The organism is Roseomonas sp. AR75 (assembly GCF_005222815.1).
Lineage (GTDB): Bacteria > Pseudomonadota > Alphaproteobacteria > Acetobacterales > Acetobacteraceae > Falsiroseomonas.
Window position 1 is genome coordinate 560,370 of sequence record NZ_STGB01000001.1, and the last position, 21,754, is coordinate 582,123.

Genomic DNA, 21,754 nt, shown 5'->3' on the forward strand with positions numbered 1-21,754 from the left:
AAGACGAGAACCGCGCACACCGATGGTGGCCCGGCAATGTGGCGGAAGATAGCCGGGCGCGGCCGCAGGTCAAGGTGAAAGGGGCGGCGGGGCACACACGAAGCGCATGGCCCCGCAGAGGCCGCGCCCCGGGGCATGCCGTCATCGTCGGCTCGCTGCCCCTGGGGGGTTGTCATGTCGTCCGGACCGGGACCGTTGCCTTGGCTATCGTGGCGCGCCAGCCGCCGGGGTCATCCTGACGCCGCTCAGCGCGGCAGGGAACGCAGGGCCGTCTCATATGCCCTGGGATTGTCGATCAGCGCCCGTGCCGCGCGCAGGTCGGCCGGGCGCCCCTCCGCCGGTGGGCAGGCGCTGCGCAGTGCCGCAACCTCCGAAGGCAGCACCGGCGGGCGCGCGGCGCGCTGCCTTGCCAGGGCCGCCGCCATCGGCGCCCGCCCGGCCGCCAGCTCCGCCAGGCCCTCGGTCAGCGCCTCCGGGCCCAGGCTGGTGCAGAGTTCCGGCAGCACGCCCAGGCCCTGGATCGGCCAGCCCAGAGGCGACACCACCTGGGACCAGGTGATCAGCAGATCCGCCCCGTTCGCCAGCGGCGCGACGAGCTGGATCAGGCCCTTCCCCGTGGTGGCGCTGCCGACCACGACGGCACGATGGCGGACTGCGAGCGCCATCGCGACGATCTCGGCTGCCGAGGCGGTGCGACCATCCACGAGCACCACCACCGGCCGGCCTCGGGCAAGGTCCTCGCCGCCGGCGACATAGCGCCGGCCGGCATCCGGATGCCGCCCCTCCGTGCGCGCCACCTCGCCATCGGCGAGGAACGCGTCCGCGACAGCAACCGCCTGGGTCAGCAGGCCGCCCCGGTTGCCGCGCAGGTCCAGGACCACGCCCCGCGGCGCGCCACCATCGAAGCCTTCCGAGAGCGCGGCCGCGATGCGCTGCTCCGTCAGCACGGAGAAGCCGGCGACCTGGATCCAGAGGATTCCGTCGCGCCGCTCCCAGGTCACCGTCTCCGGCACCACCAGCTCACGCAGCAGCGACACATCGCGCTGGCGGCGGCCACGCCGCAGCGTCAGGGTGACGGTGCTGCCCTCCGGCCCCTCGAGCATGGCGGCGGCGCGGTCCGGCTCCCGCGCGCTGAGCCGCTTGCCATCCACGGCCAGCAACCGGTCGCCGACCCGCACGCCTTCGTCGGCCGCTGGCCCGCCCTCCGTCACCTCCACGACCACCAGGGCGTTCCCGCGCACCGCAATGCGCAGTCCGAGCCCAGACTGGCCGATGCGCCGCTCCCGCGAGATCCGCGCCTCGGCCGCCGTCACATAGCGGCTGTAGGGGTCCAGGTGATTGAACACCTCGTCGAAGCCGGAGGCGATAACCCGGTCCGACCCTGCCCGCCGCAGGACTGGCGAGACGCGCCAGGCGGTTTCGTAGACGCCGGCGAGCATCGCACCCAGCGCGGCTCCCGCGGCCTCTGGCGTCGTCGCGGCGACGAGGGTCGCGACCGGGACGCTTGCCAGTGGTCGATCTTCCAGCGTCAAGCGCAGGGCGCCATCCTTCAGCGTCACGTCGAAGCGCGTGTCCAGCACGCCAAGGCCGCGCAGCGACCACAAGGCCAGGTCGGCCGGCGCCGCAGCTTCCAGGTGGCGCTCCAGGACCAGCCGCATGGCATCGCCGATGACGCGTTGCGCTACGGCGCGGGGGAAGTCCGGCGTCTCCGCGCTGGCCAGCGCAAGCGGCGCGGCCAGCAGCCAGAGGCTCAGCGCCGCCGCGAAGGCCCGGAGCGCCGGCCCGGCGAAGGCGGCAGCTTGCGCCCTCGGCCGCCGCGCCCGTCGCCCTGCATCAGCCGGAACACCATGCCGCCGGTGCGCGGCGTTGCGGAGACGAGTTGCACCTCCACCGCCTGGCCGAGGCTGTAGGTGAGGCGCGTTCTCTGGCCGGTCATCGCGTGCCCGGCACCATCCAGCTGCCATCGGTCATCCGGCAAGGACGCCAGCGGGACGATTCCGCTCGCGCCGTTCGCCTCTACAGTCACGAAGAGACCGAATCGAGTCACCCCGCTGATTCGCGCATCGAACATGTCGCCAACGCGGTCCGACATCCAGGCGGCGAGGTAGCGGTCCACCGCGTCGCGTTCCGCCATCGCGGCCCGGCGCTCGGTCTGGGTGATGTGCTCGCCGGTGTCGGGGAAGCGCGCGGCGTCCTCCTCGGGCAGCCCGTCGCGGCCGAGCTTCAGGCCGGAGACCAGCGCGCGATGCACCAGCAGGTCGGCGTAGCGCCGGATCGGGCTGGTGAAATGCGCGTAGCGCGCCAGCGCCAGGCCGAAATGGCCGATATTGTCGGGGCTGTAGGCCGCCTGGGACTGGCCGCGCAGCACCGCCTCGTTCACCAGCCGCGCCTCCGGCCGATCCTTCACGATCTCCAGCACCTGGGAGAAGTCGCGGGGGTGGATGCGGTCGCGCGGCGCGAGCTTGATGCCGATGCCCTGCAGGAACTGGCGAAGCCCTTCCAGCTTCTCGTCCGAGGGGCGGTCGTGGATGCGGTACATGCAGGGTTGCCGGAGTCGCTCCAGCTCCTCGGCGGCGCAGACATTCGCCGCGACCATGAACTCCTCGATCAGCCGGTGGCTGTCGAGGCGCGAGCGCGGCACCACGGCCTGGACATTGCCCTTCTCGTCCAGCAGGACGCGGCGTTCCGGCACGTCGAGATCCAGCGTGCCGCGCCGCTCGCGCTCCGACAGCAGCGCCCTGAAGGCGCCGTAAAGCCGTTGGACGTGGCCGGGCTCCAGCCCTTCGGGGTCGCTGCCGGCATCCTGGTGCGCCTGCACCTGTTCGTAGGTCAGGCGGGCGGCGCTGCGCATCAGGCCGCGGCCGAAGCGGTGGCCGGTCTTGGTGCCGGCCTTGTCGAAGCGCATCTCGACGAAGAGGCAGCCGCGATTCTCGTCCGGGCGCAGGCTGCACCAGCCGTTGGACAGCGCCTCGGGCAGCATCGGCACGACGCGGTCCGGGAAATACACGCTGTTGCCGCGCGCCCAGGCCTCCCGGTCGAGCGCGGAGCCCGGCTTTACATAGTGGGCGACATCGGCGATCGCCACGAGGATGCGCCAGCCGTCCCCCTCGGGCTCGGCGAAGACGGCGTCGTCGAAGTCGCGCGCATCCTCGCCGTCGATCGTGACCAGCGGGATGCCGCGCAGATCCTCGCGCCCGCGCACCGTCACGCCCTTCGCGCGCTCCGCTTCCTGCACCGCCTCGGCCGGGAAGATGTCTGGGATGCCATGCGCGTGGATGCAGACGAGGGAAACACTGCGCGGCTCGCCCATGCGGCCCAGCACCTCGACGATGCGGGCGGGGCGGGGGCCGAAGGCGCGGTGCTGGGGCAGGGGCTCGGCCAGCACGATGTCGCCGGCCGCGGCGCCGTTCGCATCGGCGGGCGAGACCATCCAGTCGGCGCGCTGGCGGCGGTCCGTCGGGATGATGCGGCCTTCCTCGAAGACGCCGAGGATGCGGGCGGGGGCGCCGCTGCCGGCCAGGCGCTTGAAGGTGCGGCCTTCGTATTTCGTGCCGCCCAGGAATTTCAGGCGCGCCAGCACGCGTTCGCCCGGCGCGAGCGCCGGCTGGCCGCGCGCTTCGCGGCGCATGAAGATGGCTGGCGGCGGTCCGTTCGCCTTGTCCCACTGCACCGGGCGCGCGATGGCGTCGCCATCGGCATCGGTGCCGACCACCTCCACCACGGTCATGTCGGGCAGCCGGTCCGGCGCGGCGAAGCCGCGGCGGCCGGCGGGGGCGGCCTCGCCACTGTCCTTCAAGGACCGCAGAAGCTCGCGCAGGGCAGGGCGCTGCTCGGTGGTCAGGCCGAAATGGCGGGCGATCTCCGTCTTGCCGACGCGGCCCGGCGCGTCGCGCAGGAAGGCGCGCAGTTCCTCGCGGCTGGGGAGGCGATTTCCCCCACCCCGACCCTCCCCCGCAAGAGCGGGAGAGGGAGCTTTGGCCCTCCCTCGCTTTTGCGGGGGAGGGTTGGGTGGAGGAGCCCCGCTCACCGAGGGTCGCGCAACCCGCTTCCGCGCGGCATGCCCCTTCTTCGGCGGCCCGCGGCGCGGCACCTTATTTCGCCTTGCGCGCCGCGGTCTTCGCGGCCGGCTTCTTCGCCGTGGCCGGCTTGCGCGCCGGCGCCTTCTTCGCGGCGGGCTTCGCCGCGGCGCGCTTCGGCGCCGCCTTCGGCTTCGCCTCGCCCCCCGGCGCCGCAGCCTTTCGCGAAGCCGGCTTCGCCTTGCCCTTGGCACCCTTGGCCCCGCGCGGCGGCAGTGCCTTGCCCTTCTCGGCGAGCAGCGCGACCACCTCGTCCAGCGTCGCGGCCTCCATCTCCATCCCGCGCGGCAGGTTGGCGACCATGCCGCTGTGCAGGGCATAGGGGCCGAAGCGGCCCTTGCGGATCTCCACCGGCTGCCCGTCCTTCGGGTGCTGGCCCACCAGCCGCACCTTGGCGCGCGCCTTGGCGAGAAGCTCCATGGCCCTATTCATGCCGAGCGTCAGCACCTCGTCCCCCGGCTCCAGCGACTGATACACGTTGCCGAGCCGCACGTAGGGGCCGAAGCGCCCGATACCCGCGGTGATCTCCTCGCCCGTCTCCGGGTCGCGCCCCACCACGCGCGGCAGGGAGAGCAGGCCGAGCGCCGCATCCAGGTCCAGCGTGTCCGGGTTCATGTCGCGCGTCAGGCTGGCGCGGCGCGGCTTCACCTTCTTGCCGTCCTGTTCCGTCTCCTCGCCGAGCTGCACATAGAGCCCGTACGGACCGCGCCGCAGCGTCACCGGCTGGCCCGTGACGGGATCCACGCCCATCTCGCGCTGCCCCTCGTTCAGCCCGGCGGCGCCATCCGCCTCCGCGCCCGGCACGGCCAGCGGCCGCGTGTAGCGGCACTCCGGATAGTTCGAGCAGCCGATGAAGGCGCCCTGCCGCCCAAGCCGCAGGCCGAGGCGCCCGTTCGCGCAGGCCGGACAGACGCGGCCATCCGAGCCGTCCGCCTTCTGCGGGAAGAAATGCCGGCCCAGCTCCTCGTCCAGCGCGTCGATGACGTCGCTGATCTTGAGCTCCGTGGTCGCCGCGATGGCGGCCGAAAAATCCTCCCAGAAGGCGCGCATCACCGCGCGCCAGTCGGCGCGGCCGCCGGAGATGTCGTCCAGCTTCTCTTCAAGGCCCGCCGTGAAGCCGTAATCCACGTATTTCTCGAAGAAGGATTCGAGGAAGGCGGTGACCAGCCGGCCGCGATCCTCCGGCAGGAAGCGCCGCTTCTCCAGCCGCACATATTGCCGGTCCTGCAGCACCTGCAGGATCGAGGCATAGGTGGAGGGGCGCCCGATGCCGAGCTCCTCCAGCTTCTTCACCAGCGTCGCCTCCGAATAGCGCGGCGGCGGCTGGGTGAAGTGCTGCGTGGCGGCGACGGCGCCTGTCTTCAGCGGGTCCTTCTCCCGCATCGGCGGCAGGGTTTTTTCGTCGTCGTCCTCGGACGCGGCGGCCGTGACGATGCCGGCGCGCGCGTCCGCGGCGCGGTCGTCCTCGTCCTCGCGATAGAGCCGCAGGAAGCCGTCGAAGGCGACGACCGACCCGGTGGCGCGAAGCCGCGTCTTCCCCGTCTCGTCGGCGATCTCGACGGTGGTCTGGTCCAGCTCGGCCGACTGCATCTGGGACGCCACGGCACGCTTCCAGACGAGTTCATAAAGCTTGCGCTGGCGCTCATCGAGGAAGGGCGCCACCTGCTCCGGCGTGCGGCTGACATCCGTGGGCCGGATCGCCTCATGCGCTTCCTGCGCGTTCTTCGCCTTGGACTGGTATTCGCGCGGCGCGCCCGGCACGTAGTCCGCGCCGAACTGTTCCTTGACGTGGTCGCGGATGGCGAAGATCGCCTCCCGCGCCATCTGCACGCCGTCCGTCCGCATATAGGTGATCAGGCCGACCGTCTCGCCGGCGATGTCCACGCCTTCGTAAAGCTGCTGCGCCAGCCGCATGGTCTGCTGCGCGCCGATGCCGAGCTTGCGCGACGCTTCCATCTGCAGCGTCGAGGTGGTGAAGGGCGGCGGCGGATTCCGCCGGACGCGCTTCTTCTCGACGCTGGTGACGCTGAAGCGCCCGGCTTCCACCGCGCGCTTCGCGGCCAGCGCGGCCGCCTCGTTCGGCAGGTCGAACTGCTCGAGCTTCTTGCCGTCGTGATGCGTCAGGCGGGCCGTGAACAAGGCACCGGCCGGGGTCTGGAAGCGCGCTTCCACGGTCCAGTATTCGCGCGCCCGGAATGCCTCGATGTCGGCCTCGCGCTCGCAGATCAGGCGCAGCGCGACGGACTGCACCCGGCCCGCGGATTTCGAGCCCGGCAGCTTCCGCCACAGCACCGGCGAGAGGTTGAAGCCCACCAGGTAGTCCAGCGCGCGGCGCGCCAGATAGGCCTCGATCAGCGGCGTATCCAGGTCGCGCGGCGCGGCGAGCGCGGTCTGGATGGCGCGTTTGGTGATCTCGTTGAAGGTGATGCGGTTGACCTCGACGCCCTTCAGCGCACCGCGCCGGGCGAGCATGTCCTTCACATGCCAGGAGATCGCCTCGCCCTCGCGATCCGGGTCGGTCGCCAGGAACAGGCGGCGCGCGCCCTTCAGCGCCTGCGCGATCTCCCGCACCTGGCGCTCGCCGCGGTCATCGGCCTCCCAGTCCATGGCGAAATCCTCCTCCGGCCGGACGGAGCCGTCCTTGGGGGGGAGGTCCCGGACATGGCCGAAGGACGCGAGCACGCGGAAATCGCGGCCGAGATACTTGTTGATGGTCTTGGCCTTGGCCGGGCTCTCGACCACGACGACGTCGGTCATGCTTGCGGATTCGCCCAGTTTGTCCGGCGCAAGCCGGTCAGCTTGCGGCGCGCGCGACGCGGTTGCCGGGCAGGGGTTCCACCAGCCCGGAAAGCTCCAGGTCCAGCAGGATGGCCCGCACCGTTGGCGGCGAGAGGTGGCAGCGCCGGACCAGATCGTCAACGGCTACCGGTGTAGGTCCAATCAGTTCAAGCACTTGGGCCGCGGTATCCGAGGGTGCCGGCGGCTCCGCCACCTCCTGCGGTTGCGGTTCGGACTCGCTGCGGGGGCGGAACAGGGGCAGGTCGCGGGGGGCCTCGGGCAGGTGGGCGAAGACGTCCTCGGCGGTCTCGACCAGATGCGCGCCCTGGCGGATCAGGTCGTTCGAGCCCCGCGCGCGCGGGTCGAGCGGGCTGCCTGGCACCGCGAAGACCTCGCGCCCCGCTTCCAGCGCCAGGCGGGCGGTGATCAGGCTGCCGGAGCGCAGCGCCGCCTCGATCACCACGACGCCCAGCACCAACCCGGCGACGATGCGGTTGCGGCGCGGGAAGTGGCGGGCGAGGGGGGCGGTGCCGAGCGGCGCCTCGGCCACCACCGCGCCGCCCTCGGCCGCGATGCGGGCCTGGAGCTTGGCGTTCTCGGGCGGGTAGGGCTGGTCGAGGCCGCCCGCGACCACGGCGACAGTTCGCCCATGCGCCTCCAGCGCGCCGAGATGCGCCGCGGCATCCACGCCGCGCGCGAGGCCGGAGGTGACCGCAAGGCCGCCGGTGGTCAGGCCCGCCGCGAGTTCCTCCGCGATGCGCCGCCCGCCGGCGGAGGCGGCACGCGCACCGACCAGCCCCACCTGCCGGCGCAGCAGCACCGAGGCGTCTCCGAGCACGGCGAGAACCGGCGGCGCGTCCTCCGTCAGCGCGAGCAGCGGCGGGTAGCCGGGTGCGTCCAGATGCAGCCAGGTGCCGCCAAGCTTCGTGACGGCGTCGGATTCGCGTTCGGCGGCGTCGGCGGGGAAGGGGGCGAGGGGACGCCCTGTCTGCGACGAGATGCGCGGCAGCGCATCCAGCGCCGCGGCGGCGGAGCCGTGGCGGGCGAGCAGGCGACGGAAGGTTGTGGGCCCGATGCCTTCCGTTCGGGCGAGGCGCAGGCGGGCGAGGTGATCGGCGTCCCGCACGCCGCCTAGCCCTTCGATCCCACCCGCGGCTCCGTACCCGCCAGCAGGCGCTGAATGTTCGCCTTGTGCCGCCAGGCGATCAGCGCCGCGAGCAGCACGGCGAACAGGGCAAGCTTCGCGTCGCCGAAGATGAGCGCGGCGATGGGGGCCAGCGCGCAGGCCGCCAGTGCGCTGGCCGAGGAGATGCGCGTGACGGCGAAGACCACGGCCCAGGTGCCCAGCGCCACCGCGCCCAGCCACCAGGCCGCGCCGAACAGCACGCCGGCGCCCGTCGCCACGCCCTTGCCGCCCTTGAAGCCGAGCCAGACCGGGAAGGCGTGACCGGCCATGGCGGCGACGCCCGCGACCAACCCGGCGTCCGCGCCCCAGAGCCAGCGGGCGATGAGGATCGCCGCGAAGCCCTTCACCGTGTCCAGCACCAGAGTCGCGGCCGCGAGGCCCTTGTTGCCGGTGCGCAGCACGTTGGTCGCGCCGATATTGCCCGAACCGATGCTGCGGATGTCGCCAAGTCCGGCCGCCTTGGTCAGCAGCAGCCCGTAGGGCACGGAGCCCAGCAGGTAACCGAGGAAGGCCGCGAGGATCAGGCTCATCCGAACACCCGTTTCCCAGCCTTCCAGGTGCCGAGCACCTTGCCTTCAAGCGCGCGCCCGTCGAAGGGCGTGTTCTGCGCCTTGCCCGGCAGTTTCCCGGCCTCCACGCGCCAGCCGCGCTCCGGGTGGAACAGCACCAGGTCCGCCGGCCGGCCCTTCCGAAGTGTCCCGGCCTCGATGCTCAGCAGCTTCGCGGGCCGCGCGGTGAGCAGGTCCAGCGCCTGCAGCAAGGTCAGATCCCCGCCATGCACGCGAGCCAGCGTGACGGCCAGCAGCGTCGCCAGCCCCGCGCCGCCGGCTTCCGCCTGTGCGAAGGGCAGGCGCTTGTCGTCGGCGTCACGCGGCTGGTGGTCGGAGGCGATCGCGTCGACCGTGCCGTCCTTCAGCGCGGCCACCACCGCCAGCCGGTCCTCGTCCGAGCGCAGCGGCGGGGAGAGCTTCGCGTAGGTGCGATACTCGCCGATCGCCGTCTCGTTCAGGTCGAAATAGGGCGGCGCCGTGTCGCAGGTGACGCGCAGGCCAAGCACCCGCGCGGCACGGATATGCGCCAGCGCCGCCGCGGTCGAGACATGCGCGAAATGCACATGCCCGCCCGTGATCTTTGCCAACTCGATGTCGCGCGCAACCAGCATGGCTTCGGCCGCGACGGGAATGCCGGGGAGGCCCATCCGCGTGGCGCGCTCGCCTTCCGTCGCGGCGCCGCCGGCGGCGAGGCTCGGCTCCTCCGGGTGCTGCACCACGAAGCTGCCGAAGGCGCGGGCGTAGGACAGCGCGAGGCGCATGGTCCGCGCATTGCCGATGGCGTGGCGCCCATCGGTGAAGGCGACGGCGCCGGCCTCCTTCAGCAGTCCGAACTCGGCGATCTCCTTGCCCGCGCAGCCCGCGGTGGCGGCGGCGTAGGGCAGGATCGTCAGGCAGCCCGTCGCCTCGCCGCGGCGGATCACGAACTGGATCAGCGCGGCATCGTCCAGCGGCGGGTCGGTGTCGGGCAGGGCGCAGAGCGTGGTGATGCCGCCGGCGGCGGCGGCCTGCGCGGCGGAGGCGATGGTTTCGCGATGTTCGGCGCCGGGCTCACCGAGCGCGGCGCGCATGTCAACGAGACCCGGTGCCAGGCAGGCGCCGCCGGCATCCACCACCTCGGCACCATCGGGCGTGCCGAGATTGCCGCCGTGGTCGAGGATCACGCCATCGCGCACCAGCAGCGCGCCCGGCATGTCCAGGCCCGTGGCCGGATCCAGCAGCCGGGCATTGACGATGAGGGTTGCCGCCATGGCCGCCGTTATAGCGGCCGGGCCGAGTCCCGCCACCGTTGGCGCTGCCGGAAAAGGCGGCGCCTTTCTAGCCTGCCGCATGCCGCGCGCGCAGATTGCCCGTCCGCCGGCCATCGCGGGTCGCGGAGGCGGCTGGCGCCGTCGGCCGGATCGCCTATCGTCCGAGATATGGAAGAAGCCCGTACCGCGATGCGTCGCCGTTCCCTGCTTGCCTTGCCGGCCGCGCTGTTGCCCCCGTCCATGCTGCCTGCCCCCGCGCGCGCCCAGCCTGCCTGGCCAACGCGCCCGGTGCGCATCGTCGTGCCCTTTGCAGCCGGGGGCAGCACCGACGTATCGACCCGCCTGCTGGCGCCGCGCATTCAGCAGAGCCTGGGCCAGCCCGTGGTCATCGAGAATCGCGGCGGCGCGGGCGGCACACTGGGATCGGACGTCGTGGCCAAGGCGCCACCCGATGGCAGCACCTTCCTGATGGGCACGATCTCCACGCATGTCCTTGCCGTCGGGCTCTATGGCGCGCGGCTGCCCTACGACCCCGAAAAGGATTTCGTGGCGGTCGCGCCGACCGTGCTGGTGCCGATCTGCATCACCGCCCATCCCTCGCTCGGCGTGACTGACCTGCAGGGGTTGATCGCGGTTCTGAAGGCCAATCCGGGCAAGGTCGCCTATGGCACCGGCGGCGCCGGCGGGTCGGCGCATATCGGCGCCGTCGCCTTCCTCAACGCCATCGGCGCGGAGGCGACGCATGTGCCCTATCGCGGCAGCGCGCCGATGCTGACGGACATGCTGGCTGGCCAGGTGAAGCTCTGCTTCGACACACCGGCGTTGATCGCCCAGCACCACGCGGCGGGCCGGCTGCGCTGCCTGGCGGTGGCGACGGCGGCACGCTCGCCGCTCATGCCGGATGTGCCGACGGCGGCGGAGGCCGGCCTGCCGGACTACCGCGCCTATTCCTGGTTCGGCCTGTTCGCGCCCGCGGGCACGCCCGCGCCGATCGTGCAGCGGATGAAACAGGCCGTGCGCGATGCGGTGCTGGACCCCGCCAACCGCGCGAAGCTGGTGGAACAGGACCTGCCGCCGATCATGGAGGGCAGCCCGGCCGAGTTCGCCGCGTTCCTGCGGAGGGAGCTGGACTCCTGGGTGCCGGTGGTGCGCGCGAGCGGCGCGACTGCGGACTGACGCGCGCGGTCATGCGTTGCGCAGCAGATTGCGGGAGAGCAGGTCCAGCACCGCCATCCGCACCGCCACCCCCATCTCCACCTGCTCCCCGATGACGCTGCGGGCGGGATCGTCGGCCACCGCGCTGTCGATCTCGACGCCGCGGTTCATCGGCCCGGGATGCATGACGATGGCGTCGGGCTTCGCATGCGCGAGCTTTGTTGCATCCAGACCATAGAAGCGGAAGAACTCGCGGGCGGAGGGCACCAGGCCGCCGGTCATCCGCTCCTTCTGCAGGCGCAGCATCATCACGACATCGGCGCCCTCCAGGCCCGACCGCATGTCGTGATGCACCTCGACGCCGAGGCGCACGGCCTCGGCCGGGATCAGCGTCGGCGGGCCGACGATGCGCACGCGGGCGTTCATGGTCAGCAGCAGATGGATGTTGGATCGCGCCACGCGGGAATGCAGCACGTCGCCGCAGATCGCGACGGTCAGCCCCTCCAGCCTGCCCTTGCGGCGCCGGATGGTCAGCGCGTCCAGCAGGGCCTGGGTTGGGTGCTCATGCGTGCCGTCGCCGGCATTGATCACCGCCGCATCCACTTTTTGGGCCAGCAGCGCGGGCGCGCCGGACTGGCCGTGGCGCACCACCAGCAGGTCGGTGCGCATAGCATTCAGCGTCGCGGCAGTGTCGAGCAGCGTCTCGCCCTTGTTCACGGACGATGTGGACACGCTCATGTTCACGATGTCCGCCCCCAGCCGCTTGCCGGCGAGTTCGAAGCTGGTGCGGGTGCGCGTGGAATCCTCGAAGAACAGGTTGATCAGCGTGCGGCCCTTCAGCAGGTCGCGCTGCGTCGTGCCGCGCCGGTTCTGCAGGGCGTAGTGGTCCGCCAGATCCAGCAGCTCGGCGATATAGGGGGGCTCCAGGCCTTCGATGGCGAGGAGGTGGCGAAGGGGGTAGGGCACGGGGGCGCACCTTAGGCGCGGGGCCGGGGATTCGGCCAGTGCGGCGGCTTGCATGTCGGGCGGGCCGATTCAGATGCCCGGGGCCTCGCGGCCCTCGGGTCATCGGGCCGCCTCAGCCCGGACGGCTCGCGTCCAGGGCCGCCTGCAGCATATATGCCGCCGCCGCCGCATCCACCCGCTCCGCGCGCTTGGCGCGGCTGAGATCGGCCTCGATCATCGCGCGGTTCACCGCGGCCGAGGACAGCCGCTCATCCCAGAAAGCCACCGGCAGACCAGCCGCCTCGGCCAACGCGCGGCCCCAATCCTTGGCCGCCTGCGCCGCCGGGCCGAAGCTGCCATCCATCCCGAGCGGCAACCCGACCACCAGCCCGCCCGCGCCTTCCTTGCGCGCGATGGCCGCAACCTCCGCCGCCGCCACCGCAAGCTTCCCGCGCTTCAACGCGCCATAGGGCGAGGCCAGCGTCAGCGAGACGTCTGACAACGCCACGCCGACCACCCGGCTGCCGGGATCGAGGCCGATCAGCCGCGCGGAGCGGGGCAACGCGGCGCGCAGCTCGGCAAGCGTCAGGGGCGCCATGGCCGCCATCCAGCCGATGGCGCCGCCGGGGTCAAGCGGCGCGGCGGCCTTCGTCCAGCGGGCGGAGCTGGTTCGCCAGCACGCTGCGCCCGATCCTGCGGCCCATCTCCAGCCCAGCCTCGGTGGCGAAGCGGAAATCGGCGCCGGCCAGGATCTGCGCCTCCGCCTGCTCCCGCGCCGCGGCGGCGAAGCCGGGGAAGCGCCGCTGCGGCGCCTCCGGCAGCGCCGTGCCGGAGGCGAGCGCGAAGGGCGTGGCATCCCCCAGCACGCCCGCCAGCACCGTGGCCGCGGCCGATCCCAGCGCCGCGGGGGCGGAGGGATGGCCCTGCACCGGCGGGGTCGGCAGCAACGGCTCCCAGCCGGGGTCGGCGGTGGTGGAGGGGTTGAAGTCCTCCGCGGCCATGCGGATCGCCGTCACCGGGCGCCAGAAATCATGCTGCATGGCCGAGTCCCAGGCTGCGACGCAGCCATCGGCCAGCGCCATGTTGGCCAGCGCGAACAGCCGCGCGGCGTCCCACAAATCGAGGCCCCGCGCCTCCGCCACGCTCCGCGCGATGCGGTTCCAGGCGATGCCCGGCGATTCCTGCCAGAGATGCGCGATCTGCGTCTGCTCCGCGCTGCGGCGGGCCGAGGCGCGCCCACCCAGCGTCTTCACCTCCTCGAAGGCGCGGGCATAGGCGGTGCTCTCGACCGAGGGCGGGGCCGGGCTGCGGAACTGCCGCGGCGATTGCAGGGCGAAGGGGCGCAGCGTCGCCCAGTGCGGCGCCAGTACGAAGCCGTTGCCGGGCGTGTGGCGATAGGCGCCGACATGGCTCAGCGTGCCGTAGCGTTCCGTGCGGTCGGCACCGTCGTCGGCGCGGGCCGTCAGCATCGTGGCGGCGACGGTCGCGCCGAGCACGATGGCCTGCTCCACCGCCTCGCCCCGGCCGGCCTCCAGCAGGGTCTTCTGCAGGGTGAAGCGCAGCGCCTCGCGCTGCCCGGGGCAGGCCGTGCGCAGCACCTCATGCGCCGCCACCGCCGCCGCCACGGCGGGATCGCCGCCCTGGCCAGGCGAGATCGGCAGCCAGGGCGCGTAGCGCGCCGCCGCGACATTGGCCGCGTCATGCATCGCCAGGTGCAGCATCGCGAGCGTGCGGCTGGCCGCGAGCGGATCGCGATAGCCGGTCTCCGCCGTGATGGCCTGCAATGCCGCGAGGCTCCAGTCGGCGACCAGGGTGCCGGCGGGGGCGGGGATCGATTCCGGCTCCTCGCTCGCGGCCGCGGTGGCGGAGACGCGCCAGCCCGCTGCGGCCGCGGCGCCGCTCAGCGCGGCGGTGGTCAGCAGCACGAGGCCGTTGCGGCGGCCGAAGCCCGGGCTTTCGTTCTTGCGCATCGACATTCTCCGGCGTGGCTGCCGCGGCAGGCGCGGCCTTGGGGCAGCCTTCTCCGCCCCCGGCGTTTCCGGGCGATTGCATCCTGGCCTGAATCGGGTTTCGCGAAGGTTTCGCTGCGGTGTCGCGTGCAACGCCGACGCCGCGGTGGCCTCGGCCCTTGACTTCCGCGCCCCTCGGCGCTTCCTGCCGGGGTCCTTCACGCCTGGAAAACCGCCCGAAAATGTCGCTCGACGCCGCCACCGTGAGGCGCATCGCCTCGCTGGCCCGCATCCGCCTGGAAGAGGACGAGGTCGGCCGCATGCAGGCCGAGCTCAACGGCATCCTCGGCTGGATCGAGCAGCTGCAATCCGTGGACACCGAGGGCGTGGAGCCGATGGCCGGCGGCGCGCCGGAGGGGCAGCCGGCGATGCGCATGCGCGACGACGCCGTCACCGATGGCGGCCAGGCGGACGCCATCCTGGCCAATGCGCCCGACCGCATGGGCGAATATTTCGGCGTTCCGAAGGTGGTCGAGTGATGCGCCTGACCGATCACACCCTGCGCTCCGCGCTGGATGCGCTGGAAGCCGGCGAGACGACCTCCGTTGCGCTGACCGAGGCGTTCCTCGAGGGCATTGCCGCGCTGAATGCGCGCCTGAACGCCTTCATCACCGTCACGGCCGACCAGGCGCTGGAGGCCGCGAAGGCCTCCGACGCGCGTCGCGCGGCGGGGAAGGCGGGGCCGCTGGAAGGCGCGCCGCTGGCGATCAAGGACCTGTTCTGCACGGCCGGCACGCAGACCACCGCCGGCAGCGCGATCCTGCGCGGCTTCGCCCCGCCCTATGAGAGCACGGTGACAAAAAACCTGCTGCGGGACGGCGCGGTGTTCCTGGGCAAGGTGAATCTCGACGAATTCGCCATGGGCTCGTCGAACAAGACCAGCGCCTATGGCCCGGTCGAGAATCCCTGGTCGCGCGCCAACGATCCCGACACCCGGCTTGTGCCGGGCGGGTCCTCCGGCGGCTCGGCCGCGGCGGTGGCGGCGCATCTGGCGCTGGGCGCCACGGCGACCGACACCGGCGGCTCCATCCGCCAGCCGGCCGCCTTCTGCGGCATCACCGGCATCAAGCCGACCTATGGCCGCTGCTCGCGCTTCGGCATCGTCGCCTTCGCCTCCTCGCTGGACCAGGCGGGGCCGGTGGCGCGGACGGTGGAAGACTGCGCCATCCTGCTGACGTCCATGGCCGGCTTCGACCCGCGCGACGCCACCAGCGCCGACCTGCCGGTGCCCGATTTCGCCGCCGCCTGCGCGCGCCCGGTGAAGGGCCTGCGCATCGGCGTGCCGAAGGAATACCGCCTGGATGGCATGGCGCCGGAGATCGAGGCGCTGTGGCGACAGGGCCTGGACTGGCTGGTGCAGCAGGGCGCGACGCTCGTGGACATCAGCCTGCCGCACACGAAATACGCGCTGCCGACCTACTATGTGGTGGCGCCGGCCGAGGCCTCCTCCAACCTCGCGCGCTACGACGGCGTGCGCTTCGGCCTGCGCGAGACGGCGCCGGGTTCCGACCTGCGCGACCTCTATGAGCGCACGCGGGCCAAGGGTTTCGGCGCCGAGGTGCGGCGGCGCATCATGATCGGCACCTATGTGCTGAGCGCCGGCTACTACGACGCCTACTATCTCAAGGCGCAGAAGGTGCGCGCCCTGATCCGGCGCGACTTCGAGCAGGCCTGGGGCAAGGTGGACGCCATCGTCACCCCGGCGACGCCCTCCGCCGCCTTCGGCATGGACGAGAAGCAGGACGACCCGGTCACGATGTATCTGAACGACGTCTTCACTGTGACGGCAAACCTGGCGGGCCTGCCGGGCATCGCGGTGCCGGCAGGGCTGGATGTGCAGGGCTTGCCGCTCGGCCTGCAGGTGATCGGCAAGCCGTGGGACGAGGAGACCTGCTTCAGCGTTGGCGCGGCGATCGAGCGCGCGGCGGGCTTCGCCGCGCAGCCGCGGATGCTGGCGTGACCACCCTTTTGGTCCCCTCGCCCCCCGGAGGGGGGAGAGGGTCGCGTAGGCTTGGGCGCGCAAGCGCCCTAGCCGGAGCGGGTGAGGGGGGGTGCGCGGAGCGCTTGATCCTCAGGCGCTGGTCGTACTCGACGCCGCCCTCACCCAACCCTCTCCCCCCTGCGGGTGGAGAGGGCTTTCGGGCGCGGGTGGCTGGGGAAACGCCTGATCCGCTGCGTGACGACGCGGAATCCGCGCGCCTCGATTTCGCCCGCAGCCTGGCCGCCATCCGCGGCGCGGCCGAGCAGCGCCGCTGCCTCTCCTACGCCGATGTCGCCGCCGCGAGCTTCCTGCCCTGGAACGCGGCGCGGCGCCGGATGGACCCGCATCTCTTCGCCATCTGCGCCTGGTCGCTGGATCGCGGCGGGGCGATGCTGTCGGCGATCGTCGTGAACAAGCATCTGGTGAACACCGGCCGCATGGAAGGCCGCACGCTCGCGGGCTTCACCGCCATGGCGCAGCGCCTTGGCGCGCGCGTCGGCGACCCCGTCGCCTTCCTGCGCGACGAACAGCAAAGAGTCTTCGACTGGGCCGAGAAGGAACGAGGCCATGACCTACACCATTGACGGCAGCACCGGCCCTTGGGAGCTGGTGATCGGGCTGGAAGTCCACGCCCAGGTCATCAGCCAGTCCAAGCTGTTCTCCGGCGCCGCCACCGAATTCGGCGCGGAGCCGAACAGCCAGGTGTCCTTCATCGATGCCGGCTTCCCCGGCATGCTGCCGGTGATCAACCGCGAATGCGTGGCGCAGGCCGTGCGCACCGGGCTCGGGCTGAATGCGCAGATCAACCTGTGGTCCCGCTTCGACCGGAAGAACTACTTCTACGCCGACCTGCCGCAGGGCTATCAGATCAGCCAGTTCGCCGATCCGATCGTCGGCAAGGGCGAGATCGAGATCGAGCTGGCGGACGGCACGAAGAAGACCATCGGCATCACCCGCCTGCACCTGGAGCAGGATGCGGGGAAGTCGCTGCACGACCAGCACGCGACGAAAAGCTTCATCGACCTGAACCGCTCCGGCGTCGCGCTGATGGAGATCGTCTCGGAACCCGACATGCGAAGCCCGGAAGAAGCCGGGGCATACCTGACGAAGCTGCGGCAGATCCTGCGCTACCTCGGCACCTGCGACGGCAACATGGACGAGGGCTCCATGCGCGCCGACGTCAACGTCTCCGTCCGCAAGGCCGGCGAGGGCTATCGCACCCGCTGCGAGGTGAAGAACGTCAACTCCGTGAAATTCGTCATGCAGGCGGTCGAGGCCGAGGCGCGGCGCCAGATCGAGGTGTGGGAATCCGGCGGCACGGTGGAGCAGGAGACCCGCCTGTTCGACACGCAGCGCGGCGTGACGCGCTCCATGCGCTCCAAGGAGGACGCGCATGACTACCGCTACTTCCCCGAGCCCGACCTGCCCCCCCTGGTGCTGGCGCAGGATTGGGTCGAGAGCCTCAAGGCGTCGCTGCCGGAACTGCCGGATGTGCGCCGCGCGCGCTACGTCGCCATGGGCCTCACGCCCTACGATGCGCATGTCCTGACGCTGGAGAAGGAAACGGCCGCCTTCTACGAGACGGTGGCGAAGGGCCGCGACGCCAAGCTGGCCGCGAACTGGGTGACCGGTGATTTCTTCGCCGCGCTGAACCGCCTGAAGCGCGACATCGCCGACCCGCCGGTGACAGCCGAAAACCTCGGCGCCCTGCTGGACCTGATCGCCGACAACACCATCAGCGGCAAGATCGCGAAGGACGTCTTCGAGATCATGATCGAGACCGGCAAGGCGCCCGGCGCGATCGTGGAGGAGCGCGGCCTGAAGCAGGTGACCGACACCGGCGCCATCGAGGCGGCGGTCGCCGAGGTGCTGGCGAAGAACGCCGACAAGGTCGCGGAATACCGCTCCGGCAAGGACAAGCTGTTCGGCTTCTTCGTGGGACAGACGATGAAGGCCATGCAGGGGAAGGGCAATCCCGCACTCGTGAACGAGGTGGTCAAGAAGCTTCTGGCCTGACTACCCTGTCCCCTTCGCGCCGGCATCCGGCCGCAGGGGGAGCCTTCCGGTCATGGACCAGCCACCGCCGCAGCAGCACGGTCTCGTGCCGATCATGGAGCGCGGCCTTGCCATCGTCGTGGTCGGCGGCGTGCTGCTGGGCATCCTCGCGACGCTGCAGCCCTTCGCGACCTCCATCGTGTTCGGCGCGATCCTGGCGATCGCGCTCTGGCCGATGCGCCAGGGCCTGGTGCGGCGCGGCATCCGTCCTGCCTTCGCGGCCGCGTTGCTGGTGGTGGTCGTGCTCGCCGCCATCGTCGTGCCGACGCTCGCCGTCGCGCCCGGCCTGGTCGAGGCGATCAATGCCGGCATGGTCTGGGCGCGGGAGGCGCTGCTGCGCGTCCCCGCCGAGCCGCCGGAATGGCTGGCCAACCTGCCGGTGGTCGGCGGCAAGATCACCGCCGGCTGGGCGCAGGTGGAGGAAGCGCGGCACAATCTCGGGGCCGTCATCGGACCCTATCTGCTGCGCTTCCAGTCGGTGCTGCTGAACATCGCCGGCGGGCTGGCCGACAGCCTGCTGCAGATGCTGCTGGCCATGGTGGTGGCGGCGATGTTCTGGACCTCGGGCGAGGTGGTGGCGGATTCGCTGCGCCATGCCGCGCGGCGCATCGGCGGGCCGACCGGCAGCGACGTGCTGGAGACGGCAGGGGGCGCCGTGCGGTCGGTGGCCTATGGCGTGGTCGGCACGTCGGTGTGGCAGGGCGTCGCGGCGGCGATCGGCTACGCGATCGCAGGCGTGCCGGCGCCGTCGCTGCTGGGCTTCCTGACCTTCGTCTTCTCGATCAGCCAGGTGCTGAGCCCGCTTGTGGTGGCGATGTGGATCGGCGCGTCCTGGTGGCTGTTCGAGCAGGGCCAGACGGGCTGGGCGATCTTCATGGCCATCTGGGGCGTCGCCGGAATCTCGTCCTCCGACAACCTGATCCGGCCGCTGCTGATCCGCCGCGGCGTGGACATGCCGCTGTCCATCGTCATCATCGGCGTGTTCGGCGGCTTCGTCGCCTTCGGCTTCCTGGGCCTGTTCATCGGCCCGGTGCTGCTGGCGGTGGGGCTGGTAATGCTGCGGGCGTGGCGGGCGGCGGCGCCGATCTGACGCCGCCGCGCCGCGTCAGCTCGCGCGCACGCTCCAGGGGTAGGGCATGCTGCCCTTCTGGAAGCCGGAGAGGTTCTTCCGGTAGGCGGTGCGCATCGTGAACTGGCCCAGCGGCACCGTCGCCACGTCGTCCTGCGCGAGCTTGTTCAGCGCATTCGCCAAGGCGAGCTGCCTCGCCGCATCCGGCGCATCAAGCCAGGCTTCCACCAGCTCCATCGAACGCGGGCTGGTGTACCAGCCGAACCAGCCCGTCGGCCCCGGCCCCTTCACGATCGAGGAGATGGCCGGGTTCAGATAGGCCAGCGCCGAGCCATAGGTGTGGAAGATGCTCCACCCGCCCTGGTCCGTCGGCTGCTGACGCACGCGGCGCTGCACCACCGTGCCCCAGTCGGTCTCCGCCAGTTCCACGTTGAAGCCGATGCGCTTCAGGCGGTCCGCGGTCACCTGGCCATGCGGGCCGATCAGCGGGAAGTCGGTGGGGTTGATGATCACCACCTTCTCGTTGTTGTAGCCGCTCGCCTGCAGCGCGGCGCGGGCCCGGTCCAGGTTGCGCGGCGGTGCGTTGACCGGGGAGAGGTCCTCCGTGCCCAGCGGCGTGCCGCAGGGGAACAGGCTGTGGCACTCGCGCCAGACGCTGCGGTCGTCGCCGAGCGTCGCGCGCATGTACTCGGTCTGGTCCACCGCCAGCGCCACCGCCTGCCGGATCTCCTTCCTGTTGAAGGGCGTCTGCAGGTGGTTCAGCCGCATGATGGACATGATGCCGTAGGGATTCAGCACGTCCACGGTGACGTTGCGGTTGCGCGCCAGCGTCGGGATGAGGTCGGGAAGGGGCTGGTCGAGCCAGTCCACCTCGCCCGCCTGCAGCGCCGCGGCGGCGGTCGCGGGGTCGGGCAGGATGTGCCACTCGATCCGCGGCATATGCGCGATCTTGCCGCCGGCCGCGCTGTCCGCGGGCTCGTTGCGCGGGCGGTAGCCGTCGAACTTCTCGTAGACCAGGCGGCTGCCGGCGACGAATTCGTCGTTCTTGAAGCGATAGGGGCCGCTGCCGATCGTCTCGTTGATCTGCGTGTTCGCGTCGGTCTTCGCCACGCGTTCCGGCATCATGAAGGGCACGTTGGAATCGGGCTTGCCGATCGCGTCCAGCAGCAGCGGGAAGGGCTTCGTCAGCTTGATCTCGATGGTGCGGTCGTCGGCCGTGCCCCAGCTGTCCACGCGTTGCGCCAGGATCTGGCCGAAGGGATCGCGCTTGGCCCAGCGCGCCAGCGAGGCCGCGCAATCCTGCGCGCGCACCGGCTCCCCATCGTGCCAGCGCAGCCCTTCGCGCAGGCGGATGCGCCAGGTGCGGCCATCGGCGGAGACCTCGTGCCCCTCGGCCATCTGCGGCCTCGGGCGAAGCTGCCCGTCCATGGCGTAGAGCGTGTCGTAGATGTGGTAGCCGTGCATCGAGGTGACGATCGCGGTCGTCCAGATCGGGTCGAGCGTCGCGATGTTGGCCTGCGGCACGAAGCGCAGCGTCATGGCGCGCGTGTTCTGCCCGATCGCGGGCGCGACGAGGCCGCCGGAGGCGGCGAGTCCCGCGGCGGCGGTGATGAAGCTGCGACGATGCATGGTCTGGTCCTCCCTCGGGTGCTTGTCGTTGCGCGAAGGCTAGGCGTGCGACGCACCCGCGGTCAACGCGGCCCGGGCTGCGGCGTATTCCGCCTTGAGCCGCGCGACGATCTCGCCGGCCGGCAGGATCTCGGCAATGCCGCCCACGCCCTGGCCGGCGCCGAAGATGTCCTTCCACGGCCGCGGGCGGTTGGCGCCATAGCCGGTGCGCGCCTGGTCGGCCGGCAACGCATCCGGGTCCAGACCCTGCGCGGCGATGGAGGGCTTGAGGTAGTTCGCCGGCACGCCGCTGAAGAAGGGCGTGTAGAGGATGTCGGCCGCGCGGCTTTCCACGATCATCGCCTTGTGGCGCTCATTGGCCATGGATTCCGTCGTCGCGATGAAGCGCGTGCCGACATAGGCAAGGTCCGCGCCCATCGCCTGCGCCGCCAGGATCTGCCGCCCCTGCGTCATCGCGCCAGAGAGTGCGATCGGCCCGTCCCAGATGCGCCGCACCTCGTCCACCAGCGCGAAGGGCGAGATCGCGCCGGCATGCCCACCGGCGCCGGCCGCCACCAGGATCAGCCCGTCCACCCCCGCTTCCAGCGCCTTCTCGGCATGACGCAGCGTGGTGACGTCGTGCAGCACGATGCCGCCCCAGCCATGCACCTGCTTCGCGATCTCGCCGGGTGCGCGCAGCGAGGTGATGATGATCGGCACCTGGTGCTTCGCGCAGACGGCAAGGTCGTGCTCCAGCCTGGCGTTGCTGCCGTGGACGATGAGGTTGACGGCGAAGGGCGCGTCGCCGGGGCGCAGGCCTTCGCGTATGCGCGCCAGCCACGGATCGAGCTCGTTTTCCGGCCGCGCATTGAGCGAGGGCATGGAGCCGACGATGCCGGCGCGGCACTGCGCGACGACGAGCTCCGGGTTGGAGACCAGGAACATCGGTGCGCCGATCACCGGCAGGGACAGATTCTGGAGCAGCGGGGGGAGGGGCATGCATGCGATCCGGTGGAGGCGTGGCGCGAGCATGCCGCCCGTCGCCGCCTTCGTCCAATCGCCTTGACCGGCAAAGGGGGGCGGGCGATCTA

17 protein-coding genes are annotated in these 21,754 nt (G+C 71.6%); 6 read left to right on the forward strand and 11 right to left on the reverse strand.

Annotation, left to right across the window (positions count from 1 at the left end; genetic code table 11):
- Positions 1–245 precede the first annotated feature (245 nt).
- From E4T13_RS30965 to pyrC, 6 genes are all read right to left on the reverse strand, one after another.
- Positions 246–1,658, reverse strand: coding sequence for a S41 family peptidase (locus tag E4T13_RS30965; RefSeq protein ID WP_137176671.1), 1,413 nt, complete (start codon positions 1,656–1,658; stop codon positions 246–248).
- A 92-nt stretch (positions 1,659–1,750) separates the two neighbouring features.
- Positions 1,751–4,027: a ribonuclease R gene (gene rnr, locus E4T13_RS02590; RefSeq protein ID WP_408906384.1), complete on the reverse strand. Its 2,277-nt coding sequence runs from the start codon at positions 4,025–4,027 to the stop codon at positions 1,751–1,753.
- 64 nt (positions 4,028–4,091) lie between these two features.
- Positions 4,092–6,833, reverse strand: a complete 2,742-nt coding sequence (gene topA / locus E4T13_RS02595; RefSeq protein WP_137176673.1) for a type I DNA topoisomerase — start codon at positions 6,831–6,833, stop codon at positions 4,092–4,094.
- Between the two features lie 37 nt (positions 6,834–6,870).
- Positions 6,871–7,980 carry a DNA-processing protein DprA gene (gene dprA / locus E4T13_RS02600; RefSeq protein WP_137176674.1) on the reverse strand — a complete coding sequence of 370 codons (1,110 nt, stop codon included), beginning with the start codon at positions 7,978–7,980 and terminating at the stop codon, positions 6,871–6,873.
- Positions 7,981–7,985: 5 nt separating this feature from the next.
- Complete coding sequence (gene plsY, locus E4T13_RS02605) at positions 7,986–8,570, reverse strand: glycerol-3-phosphate 1-O-acyltransferase PlsY (protein ID WP_137176675.1); 585 nt, start codon at positions 8,568–8,570, stop codon at positions 7,986–7,988.
- Positions 8,567–9,841: a dihydroorotase gene (pyrC, locus tag E4T13_RS02610; RefSeq protein ID WP_137176676.1), complete on the reverse strand. Its 1,275-nt coding sequence runs from the start codon at positions 9,839–9,841 to the stop codon at positions 8,567–8,569. The genes plsY and pyrC overlap by 4 nt, the downstream gene beginning before the upstream one ends.
- Positions 9,842–10,030: 189 nt before the next feature.
- Here pyrC and E4T13_RS02615 point away from each other — a divergent pair, with 189 nt between their 5' ends.
- Positions 10,031–11,017 carry a tripartite tricarboxylate transporter substrate binding protein gene (locus E4T13_RS02615; protein ID WP_137176677.1) on the forward strand — a complete coding sequence of 329 codons (987 nt, stop codon included), beginning with the start codon at positions 10,031–10,033 and terminating at the stop codon, positions 11,015–11,017.
- Between the two features lie 9 nt (positions 11,018–11,026).
- Here the strand turns inward: E4T13_RS02615 and E4T13_RS02620 are convergent, their stop codons facing one another.
- The 3 genes from E4T13_RS02620 to E4T13_RS02630 all read right to left on the reverse strand — a co-directional run bounded on the left by E4T13_RS02620 (position 11,027) and on the right by E4T13_RS02630 (position 13,911).
- Complete coding sequence (locus E4T13_RS02620; RefSeq protein WP_240790959.1) at positions 11,027–11,962, reverse strand: aspartate carbamoyltransferase catalytic subunit; 936 nt, start codon at positions 11,960–11,962, stop codon at positions 11,027–11,029.
- A gap of 112 nt (positions 11,963–12,074) precedes the next feature.
- On the reverse strand, positions 12,075–12,539 hold the full coding sequence (gene ruvX, locus E4T13_RS02625) for a Holliday junction resolvase RuvX (protein ID WP_137176679.1): 465 nt from the start codon (positions 12,537–12,539) through the stop codon (positions 12,075–12,077).
- 31 nt (positions 12,540–12,570) lie between these two features.
- Positions 12,571–13,911, reverse strand: coding sequence for a vanadium-dependent haloperoxidase (locus E4T13_RS02630; RefSeq protein WP_137176680.1), 1,341 nt, complete (start codon positions 13,909–13,911; stop codon positions 12,571–12,573).
- Between the two features lie 221 nt (positions 13,912–14,132).
- On the opposite strand from E4T13_RS02630, the gene gatC reads away from it, so the two are divergent.
- From gatC to E4T13_RS02655, 5 genes are all read left to right on the forward strand, one after another.
- Positions 14,133–14,429, forward strand: coding sequence for an Asp-tRNA(Asn)/Glu-tRNA(Gln) amidotransferase subunit GatC (gene gatC, locus E4T13_RS02635; RefSeq protein ID WP_137176681.1), 297 nt, complete (start codon positions 14,133–14,135; stop codon positions 14,427–14,429).
- On the forward strand, positions 14,429–15,910 hold the full coding sequence (gene gatA, locus E4T13_RS02640) for an Asp-tRNA(Asn)/Glu-tRNA(Gln) amidotransferase subunit GatA (RefSeq protein ID WP_137176682.1): 1,482 nt from the start codon (positions 14,429–14,431) through the stop codon (positions 15,908–15,910). The genes gatC and gatA overlap by 1 nt, the downstream gene beginning before the upstream one ends.
- Positions 15,911–16,098: 188 nt before the next feature.
- Positions 16,099–16,515, forward strand: coding sequence for a hypothetical protein (locus E4T13_RS02645; RefSeq protein ID WP_137176683.1), 417 nt, complete (start codon positions 16,099–16,101; stop codon positions 16,513–16,515).
- The gene (gatB, locus tag E4T13_RS02650) at positions 16,499–17,947 is read left to right on the forward strand and encodes an Asp-tRNA(Asn)/Glu-tRNA(Gln) amidotransferase subunit GatB (protein WP_137176684.1); all 1,449 of its coding nucleotides are present in this window, start codon (positions 16,499–16,501) and stop codon (positions 17,945–17,947) included. Before E4T13_RS02645 ends, gatB begins: the two co-directional genes overlap by 17 nt.
- A 52-nt stretch (positions 17,948–17,999) precedes the next feature.
- The gene (locus E4T13_RS02655) at positions 18,000–19,076 is read left to right on the forward strand and encodes an AI-2E family transporter (RefSeq protein ID WP_137176685.1); all 1,077 of its coding nucleotides are present in this window, start codon (positions 18,000–18,002) and stop codon (positions 19,074–19,076) included.
- Between the two features lie 15 nt (positions 19,077–19,091).
- Here the strand turns inward: E4T13_RS02655 and E4T13_RS02660 are convergent, their stop codons facing one another.
- Together E4T13_RS02660 and E4T13_RS02665 are read right to left on the reverse strand one after the other, a co-directional pair.
- On the reverse strand, positions 19,092–20,684 hold the full coding sequence (locus E4T13_RS02660) for an ABC transporter substrate-binding protein (RefSeq protein WP_137176686.1): 1,593 nt from the start codon (positions 20,682–20,684) through the stop codon (positions 19,092–19,094).
- 39 nt (positions 20,685–20,723) lie between these two features.
- A complete protein-coding gene (locus E4T13_RS02665; protein WP_137176687.1) occupies positions 20,724–21,662 on the reverse strand; it encodes a nitronate monooxygenase family protein in 939 nt (312 codons plus the stop codon).
- Positions 21,663–21,754: the final 92 nt, after the last annotated feature.